This is a genomic window from Roseomonas sp. TAS13, from assembly GCF_001950415.1.
In the GTDB taxonomy this organism is placed as follows: domain Bacteria; phylum Pseudomonadota; class Alphaproteobacteria; order Acetobacterales; family Acetobacteraceae; genus Roseomonas; species Roseomonas mucosa.
This window is the reverse complement of sequence record NZ_BDLP01000236.1, coordinates 1-6,850: the sequence shown is the minus strand read 5'-3', so window position 1 is coordinate 6,850 and position 6,850 is coordinate 1. Positions and strand designations below refer to the sequence as shown.

At 70.4% G+C, this 6,850-nt stretch carries 9 protein-coding genes; 2 read left to right on the top strand and 7 right to left on the bottom strand.

Translation table 11 applies throughout. The annotated features are described in order from the left end of the window. Nucleotides 1–175: 175 nt before the first annotated feature. The 4 genes from arsC to ROTAS13_RS16585 all read right to left on the bottom strand — a co-directional run bounded on the left by arsC (nucleotide 176) and on the right by ROTAS13_RS16585 (nucleotide 3,233). The gene (gene arsC, locus ROTAS13_RS16600; protein ID WP_019463364.1) at nucleotides 176–577 is read right to left on the bottom strand and encodes an arsenate reductase (glutaredoxin); all 402 of its coding nucleotides are present in this window, start codon (nucleotides 575–577) and stop codon (nucleotides 176–178) included. A 151-nt stretch (nucleotides 578–728) separates the two neighbouring features. Beyond that, on the bottom strand, nucleotides 729–1,739 hold the full coding sequence (locus ROTAS13_RS16595) for a sterol desaturase family protein (protein ID WP_075822889.1): 1,011 nt from the start codon (nucleotides 1,737–1,739) through the stop codon (nucleotides 729–731). 261 nt (nucleotides 1,740–2,000) lie between these two features. Continuing rightward, nucleotides 2,001–2,585, bottom strand: a complete 585-nt coding sequence (gene pth / locus ROTAS13_RS16590) for an aminoacyl-tRNA hydrolase (protein WP_019463366.1) — start codon at nucleotides 2,583–2,585, stop codon at nucleotides 2,001–2,003. Between the two features lie 12 nt (nucleotides 2,586–2,597). Next, nucleotides 2,598–3,233, bottom strand: coding sequence for a 50S ribosomal protein L25/general stress protein Ctc (locus tag ROTAS13_RS16585; protein WP_019463367.1), 636 nt, complete (start codon nucleotides 3,231–3,233; stop codon nucleotides 2,598–2,600). A 241-nt stretch (nucleotides 3,234–3,474) separates the two neighbouring features. Here ROTAS13_RS16585 and ROTAS13_RS16580 point away from each other — a divergent pair, with 241 nt between their 5' ends. Both ROTAS13_RS16580 and ROTAS13_RS16575 read left to right on the top strand, forming a co-directional pair. Continuing rightward, nucleotides 3,475–3,897, top strand: a complete 423-nt coding sequence (locus tag ROTAS13_RS16580) for an OsmC family protein (RefSeq protein ID WP_019463368.1) — start codon at nucleotides 3,475–3,477, stop codon at nucleotides 3,895–3,897. Between the two features lie 114 nt (nucleotides 3,898–4,011). Next, nucleotides 4,012–4,413, top strand: coding sequence for a hypothetical protein (locus ROTAS13_RS16575; RefSeq protein WP_075822888.1), 402 nt, complete (start codon nucleotides 4,012–4,014; stop codon nucleotides 4,411–4,413). Nucleotides 4,414–4,801: 388 nt separating this feature from the next. Here ROTAS13_RS16575 and ROTAS13_RS16570 read toward each other — a convergent pair whose 3' ends face one another. The 3 genes from ROTAS13_RS16570 to ROTAS13_RS16560 all read right to left on the bottom strand — a co-directional run. Then, nucleotides 4,802–5,404: a histidine phosphatase family protein gene (locus ROTAS13_RS16570; RefSeq protein WP_019462817.1), complete on the bottom strand. Its 603-nt coding sequence runs from the start codon at nucleotides 5,402–5,404 to the stop codon at nucleotides 4,802–4,804. After that, nucleotides 5,401–6,066 (bottom strand): glutathione S-transferase family protein, encoded by a 666-nt coding sequence (locus tag ROTAS13_RS16565; protein WP_075822887.1) that lies wholly within the window; start codon nucleotides 6,064–6,066, stop codon nucleotides 5,401–5,403. Before ROTAS13_RS16565 ends, ROTAS13_RS16570 begins: the two co-directional genes overlap by 4 nt. After that, nucleotides 6,063–6,850, bottom strand: a 788-nt coding sequence (locus ROTAS13_RS16560; RefSeq protein WP_253187701.1) for a glutathione S-transferase family protein, incomplete at its 5' end; no start/stop codon positions are given. The genes ROTAS13_RS16560 and ROTAS13_RS16565, both read right to left, overlap by 4 nt.

Below are 6,850 nucleotides of genomic sequence, written 5' to 3'. Positions count from 1 at the left end.
GCTCCCAGGGATCGAGCCGCAGGCTGACGGCCACCACGCAGAGCCAACGCAAGCCCGGGGTCCGGGGACCGGCTTCGGTCCCCGGCGGAGAGGGGGTCCGGCGGGAGAGGCAGAGCCTCTCCCCCGGCGGCCCACCACGAGGCGAGACGACAGCCAGGAAGAGTCGCCGTCAGCCTCAGCCCGGCTTCACCACCGCCCCCGGCACGATCTCCGCCACCAGCTCCGGCGGCCGGCACAGCCGCGCGCCGCCCGGCGCCAGCACCACAGGCCGCTCGATCAGCGCCGGCGTCTTCACCATGGCCTCCACCGCCACCTTGGCCGGCAGCCCGGGATCGTCCAGCTCCTGGATCGCGAATTCCGGTGCCTTCCGGCGCAGCAGGCTGCGGGGCGAGATCCCCATCCGCGCGCAGGCCGCGCGGATCTCCGCAGCGGAAGGCGGGGTCTTCAGGTACTCGACCACCACCGGCTCCACACCCGCGGCGCGGATCGCCGCCAGCACCTTGCGGGAGGTGCCGCAGGCCGGGTTGTGCCAGATGGTGACGGTCTGGGTCGCTTCGGGGGCGGCAGCGGCGGACAAGGCAGGTCTCTCCCGGAAAGATCGCCGGCCGGGCCGGCATTCCGCCCACCGATAGGACGGATCGCGCCCCAGCGGAACGCCCCGCCTCAACCTCCGCCGGGCGTCATCCCCAGCCGCGTCAGGACCGCCGCGCCAGGCCCGGTTCCGGCCCTCAGTCCCCGCCTTCCATGGACCCGGCCATCGGCGCCATCCCGGGCGCCGGCCGCCGCCGCGCCCCGAACATCCGCCACAGCCCCAGGAAGGGTGCCGCCAGCAGCTTCGGCACGCTGTCGTACCGCCCCTGCTCCTCCGGCCCCAGCCCCATGCGGAAGCGGTACTGCGTGTCGGTCGGCCGGAAGGTGCCGAACAGCCGGTCCCAGACAGCCAGGAAGGTGCCGAAATTGACGTCCCAGTCCCGCACTTCGCAACTGTGGTGCAGGTGATGCTGCGCCGGGCTCATCACGTACCGCTCGAACCGCCCGAAGGAGAGTGCGATATGCGAGTGGCGAAGCTGGTAGAAGGACAGCACGTCGCAAAGGAAATAGGCGTCCATCCCCATCAGCACCGTCTCGGTCGGCGGCAGGCCCAGCAGATAGCAGGCCAGGCCGATGAAGGCGCCCACCACCACGGCCCCGCTCATCAGCTCCATGAAGCGCTCGCCCGGATGCTGCCGGCGGTTCGACAGTGGCACCAGGAACTCGGCGCTGTGATGCACCTTGTGGAATTCCCAGAGCGCCGGAACCTTGTGCTCCAGGTAGTGCCGGAAGAAGTTCACGAAATCCTGGAACACCACCGAGCCCACCAGCAGCGCCGCCCAGCTCCACCAGCCCTGCGACCCGCCCTCCCGCGCCCCGAGGACACCCTGCATCGCCGACCAGGCGGCAAAGGTCACCGCGCCATTGGACAGCAGCGCCGGCACGATCAGCAGCTTGTCGATCACCCAGGCCACGGCGACAAACGCCACATCCACCCGGACCGAGCGGTGCCGGAACATCTCCGCCGGAAAGCAGAAGCGCAGGAAGCCGCGCAGCGACTTCCGCGGCTCGGCAGGCGCCTGGAACAGATAGGCCAGCGCCGCCCCCAGGGCCATGCTTCCCCAGCTCACCAGAACGAGGAGCCCGCCTCCCGTCAGCGCATGGCGCAGCACGAAGTCCAGGGCCGGCCAGGTCTTTCCAGGCTCCATCGCCAGCAGCCTTTGTGCCGTTGCGAAGAAGCATCCTCGCGCATCGGTGATTGCGCCGGCCTCGGCGGCAGATGAAATCCACGGCAGGTCATTTTCGCGAAACGGCGGCATTCCTGGGACAGCATCCCATGAAGCGGAACCCGCCATGCCCGTCCCGCGCAGTATCGGGAAAGCCGAACAGGCACCGGCACCACCTCGTCCATGAGGACGGCACGAGGGACCGGCATCGACCCGATCCGCTTCCGGCGGAAACCCCGCCCCTCAGCCCTTCTGCTCGACCCCCTGGGTCAGCAGCGCCACCTTGGTCATGAACTCCTCGGGCCGCCCCTGCGCCAGCAGCGGCGCCGCATCGGCCACCGCGTCCAGCAGCGGCTCCACCCAAGTGTCGGCCTTGGCGAAATCGCCGAGCACATGCCCGTGCACGCGCTCCTTCATCCCCGGATGCCCGATGCCCAGCCGCACCCGCCAGAAATCCGGGCTGCCGAAGGCCCGCTGCATGTCCCGCAGCCCGTTATGCCCGGCAGCACCCCCACCCCGCTTCACCCGCACCTTGCCCGGCGCGAGATCCAGCTCGTCATGGAAGGCCCAGACATCGGCAGGAGGGATCTTGTGGAAACCCGCCGCCGGCTGCACCGACTGGCCACTCGCATTCATGTAGGTCTGCGGCTTCAGCAGCGTGATCCGCTGCCCGGCGATGCTGCCATCGGCAATCTCGCCCTTGAAGCGGCTCCGCCACGGCCCGAAGCCGTGGCGGCGCGCGATGGCGTCCAGCGCCATGAAACCGATGTTGTGGCGCTGCCGCGCATGTTCCCGGCCCGGATTGCCCAGGCCCACCCACAGCAGCACCGCAACGGTTCCTTACTTCTTGCCCTTCTTGGCCGGGGCGGCGGGGGCCGCCGGCGCGGGCGCCACGATCACCACCTCTTCCTCGACCGTCGGCGGGGCGAGCGTCGCCACCACGAAGTCACGGCCCAGCACCGCCTCGGTGCCGAACACGTCCTTCACGTTGGACCAGCGGAAGGTGTCGCCGATCGTGCCCTCGGCCACGTCGATCTCGAAGGCCTCCGGCACGGCGTCCGGATCGGACAGCACCTCGATCTCGCGGCGCACGACGTTCAGCGTGCCGCCTTCCTTGATGCCTGGCGCGCTTTCCTCGTTCAGGAAATTCACCGGCACCATGACGCGGATCTTCTGCCCCGGGGCGAGGCGCTGGAAGTCCACATGCAGCGGCATGTCCGTCACCGGATGGAACTGCACGTCCCGCATCAGCGTGCGGGTGGCCTGGCCATCCACCACCACCTCATAGAGGTGCGACTTCCAGCCGCCCTTCTGCAGCTCCTTCACCACGATGCGCGGATCGAGGCTGATCAGCGTCGCCTCCTGCTTCGCGCCGTAGATCACCGCGGGAACATGTCCCGCCCGCCGGGTCGCGCGTGCCGCCCCCTTACCTGCCTGCTCGCGCGCCGCGGCTTCGATCCGGATGGTCTGGACCATGGCCGTTATTCCTTGGGATGTCGTGAAAACACGAATGTCGTGAAAAACAGATCGCGCGCCGGCCTCCAGGGGTGCCAGCGTGCGCGCCTCTCCTACCCCACACATCCCGCCCGCGCAACGCCGCACTCCGCATGGGTGCCACCACCCCGGGGTCCCGGCCCGAGGAAACCTCCCCCGCCCGAACCCGCTTTCCAGGGCAGCGGCGGCCCGGCCGCCCGATCCCCGAACAGGAGAGCGACGCATGAAGAAGCACGGATCCGCCGTCTGGCAGGGTGGGCTGAAGGACGGCAAGGGCACCATCTCCACCGAGAGTGGCGCCCTGAAGAACCAGCCCTACGGCTTCAACACCCGCTTCGGCGACACGCCCGGCACCAACCCGGAGGAACTGATCGGCGCAGCCCATGCCGGCTGCTTCTCCATGGCGCTGAGCAACATCCTGGGCGAGGCCGGCTTCAAGGCGGACGAACTCGCCACCGAGGCCGAGGTCACGCTCGACAAGCAGCCCGACGGCTTCGCCATCACCGCCGTCCGCCTGACCCTCAAGGCGAAGATCCCCGGCATCGACGACGCGAAGTTCCAGGAGCTCGCCGCCAAGGCCAAGGCCGGCTGCCCCGTCTCCAAGCTGCTGAAGGCCGAGATCAGCCTCGACGCCAGCCTGGCCTGAGCCGCCCTACCGGGCCCGGGCGGGACGATACGATACGGGACCCATATCCCGGTTGACGTCCCCCCCGGGTCGGCTCTCTTTCCTGTCCCGGAAGACAGAGGGAGCCGCCCGTCCTTGTTCCGCCCCATCCCGTTCCCGCGAATCCATCCGTCGCGGACCATCGCCCTGGCCACCACCACCCTGGTCCTGCTCCTGGCCTCCACGGTGCCCCACGCGGCCCGGGCCGCACCCTCCTGCCAGGTCGTCCGCTTCGACCGTGGCCAGAACGGCATCGAGATCGCCGGCATGGCACCGGCCCGCGACACCCTCTGCTACGCGCTGACCACCGCCCCGAACCAGACGGCGAATCTCCGCCTCACCGCCTCCCCCAACATCGTCCTGGACATCCCGGGCGTCGCGGAGGATCAGCGCGAGGTTACCTTCCGCACAGAACGCCGCACCTACCGCATCCAGGTCGGCCAGCTCGCGCGCGGCGCCTATGCCGAACCCTTCCGCCTTTCCATCTCGCTGGACTGACCTGGCTTTTCCCGGCCACGCTGGCCACCGGCCCCGGGGGAGAGGCGCCGCCTCTCCCGCCGGACCCCCTCTCCGCCGGGGACCGAAGCCGGTCCCCGGACCCCGGACCCGAGTTGGCTCTGCATGGTTGCCGTCGGTCTGCGGCCTGATCCCCGGAAGCAGGTGGCAACGCAGGGCTCCCGAAAGGAAGAGAAGACACCGTCTCCGCGCTGGTGGCAGCGGCAGTCCGCCGGAGAGCGTCGCTCTTCGGCGCGATCCGGCCGGCAGCGAAGAGCCAACTCATCGGGTTCAGGGCGCGCAGCGTCCTGGCGGATAGGGGGTCCGGGGGAAAGGCAGAGCCTTTCGCCCGGGACGGTGCAACGCCGGACCTTGGGGCGCGCCGCCGCCCCTACCCCGCCAGTTCCGCCGGGGTGAAACGCCAGGCATCGCCGCCGCCCAGCGGTGGCTCCACCCAGAGCGGCAGCGCATTCGGCGTGCGCACATTCGCCTCCAGCCCGGCCGACTGGCGGAAGGCGCGCCACAGCGCCCCATGCGCCACGACCAGCACCGGCCCCGGCAGGGCCAGCGCCCGGTCGATCGCCCGCACCGTGCGCGTCCGCAGCGACGCGAAGCTTTCCGCCCCTTCCGGGGTGAAGCGCCCCTCGACCCAGTCGTCGAACCAGCCGGCCATCGGCTGGCCTTCCTGCACGCCGAAGCCCACCTCGCGCAGTTCCTCGTCGGTGGAGAAGTCCAGCCCCAGCGCCTCGGCCACGATCCGCGCCGTATGCTGCGCGCGCCCCAGCGGCGAGGCCACGATGGAAACGATGCGCCGACCCTCGCCCGGCTCCTGCAAGGCCAGCGCCGCGCGCCGCGCCTGCTCCACGCCCACGCCGTTCAGCGGGATGTCCACATTGCCCTGGCTCAGGCCGCGCGCATTCCAGTCCGTCTCGCCGTGGCGCAGGAACCAGAAGGCCACCCGCCGCTCCGGCACCGCGTCCGAAACCTCCGTCATGGCGCCAGTCCCTCCGTCTCCATCACCCGCGCCACCGCCGGCCGCGCCGCCATGCGGGCCTGGTGCTCGCGGCATTCCGCCGGCAGATCCAGCCCGAAGGCCCGCGCCGCCCAGCGCTCCTGCATGAACAGGTAGTAATCCGCCAGCCCCGGCCGTTCGCCGCCCAGATGCCCGCCGCCACGCGACAGTGCCCCGGCCGCCTGCCGCATCGCCTCCGCCACGCGCCCGATCGAGGCCGCCCGCAGCTTCGCCGTCTCGGCCTCGCCCTCGATGAAGCGCTGCGGCATGAAGCCGGGAAAGAAGCTCTGCGCCTGCCGGAAGGAGCACCATTGCAGCCAGGACAGCGCCAGCGCCTTCTCCAGCGGATCGGCCGGCAACAGCCCCGCCGCGGGATTCGCCTCGGCGATGAAGACGCAGATGGCCGGGATCTCCGTCACCACCCTCTGCCCCACCACCAGGGCCGGCACCTCGCCCTTGGGGTTCACCGCCAGGTATTCCGGCCTCCGGTGCTCCCCATCCTTCAGGCTCAGGAACCGCACCTCGAACGCCGCCCCCGCCTCCGCCAGCAGCAGATGCGGGATGGTGGAGGTGGTCCCCCGGGCGCCCCAGAGGACCATCCGCGGCACCATCCCGTCCCCGCTCCGGCCTTCCGCCAGCGTCACGCCGGCAGTCCCTCGGCTTCCAGTGCCCGCTTCACCGCCGGCCGGGCCAGCATCCGCTCCAGATGCGCGGCGAGCTTCGGCGGCAGCGTCTCGCCCACCCGCTTCGCCCACCAGTACTCGACAAAGAACAGCGCCGCGTCCGCGATGGAATAGCCGCCGGGCACCGCCCAGTCGCCGCCCTTCCATCCCTTCTCCAGCGTGTCGAAATACTTCACGGCATTCGCCTTGCCGGTCTCCAGCACCTTGGGATGGTCCGCCTCGCTGGGCGCGAAGCGCGCCGGGCCGAAGATGCGCGAGAAGGCCTGCGGATGCACCGTGCCGCAGACATAGTCCACCGTCTCCAATACCCGGACCTGCGCCTCCAGTTCCGCCGGCCACAGCGCCTTCTCCGGGTTCGACCCCGCCAGAAACAGCGCGATCGCCGGCCATTCCGTCACCACGGAACCGTCGTCCCGCTGCAGCGTCGGCACCTTGTGCTTCGGGTTCACCGCCAGGAACTCGGGCTTCATCTGCGCCTGTTCCTTCAGCGACACCACCACGCCCTCATAGGGCTTGCCGATCTCTTCCAGGATCACGTGGATGCCGAGGCTGCAGGCGCCGGGCGAATAGTAGAACTTCATGTCGGGCTCCATTTCCCGGGCAGCCCCGCGCGCCACCGGCGCGGCGCGGCCACCTCCCCACCGGCCCGGAAGGACCCGCGAGGCTCCAGAGCCCCGCCAGCCGCCCCCACGGCCCATGGCGCCTGTCTCTTGATCACATCTACGCACAGCTCCACCGTAAGGCG

Excerpts from the sequence above, each read along its gene's own strand:
- ROTAS13_RS16585 (WP_019463367.1), bottom strand. The coding sequence starts at position 3,233 with ATGGTCCAGACCATCCGGATCGAAGCCGCGGCGCGCGAGCAGGCAGGT.
- ROTAS13_RS16595 (WP_075822889.1), bottom strand. The coding sequence starts at position 1,739 with ATGGAGCCTGGAAAGACCTGGCCGGCCCTGGACTTCGTGCTGCGCCAT.
- ROTAS13_RS16570 (WP_019462817.1), bottom strand. The coding sequence starts at position 5,404 with ATGACGGAGGTTTCGGACGCGGTGCCGGAGCGGCGGGTGGCCTTCTGG.
- ROTAS13_RS16580 (WP_019463368.1), top strand. The coding sequence starts at position 3,475 with ATGAAGAAGCACGGATCCGCCGTCTGGCAGGGTGGGCTGAAGGACGGC.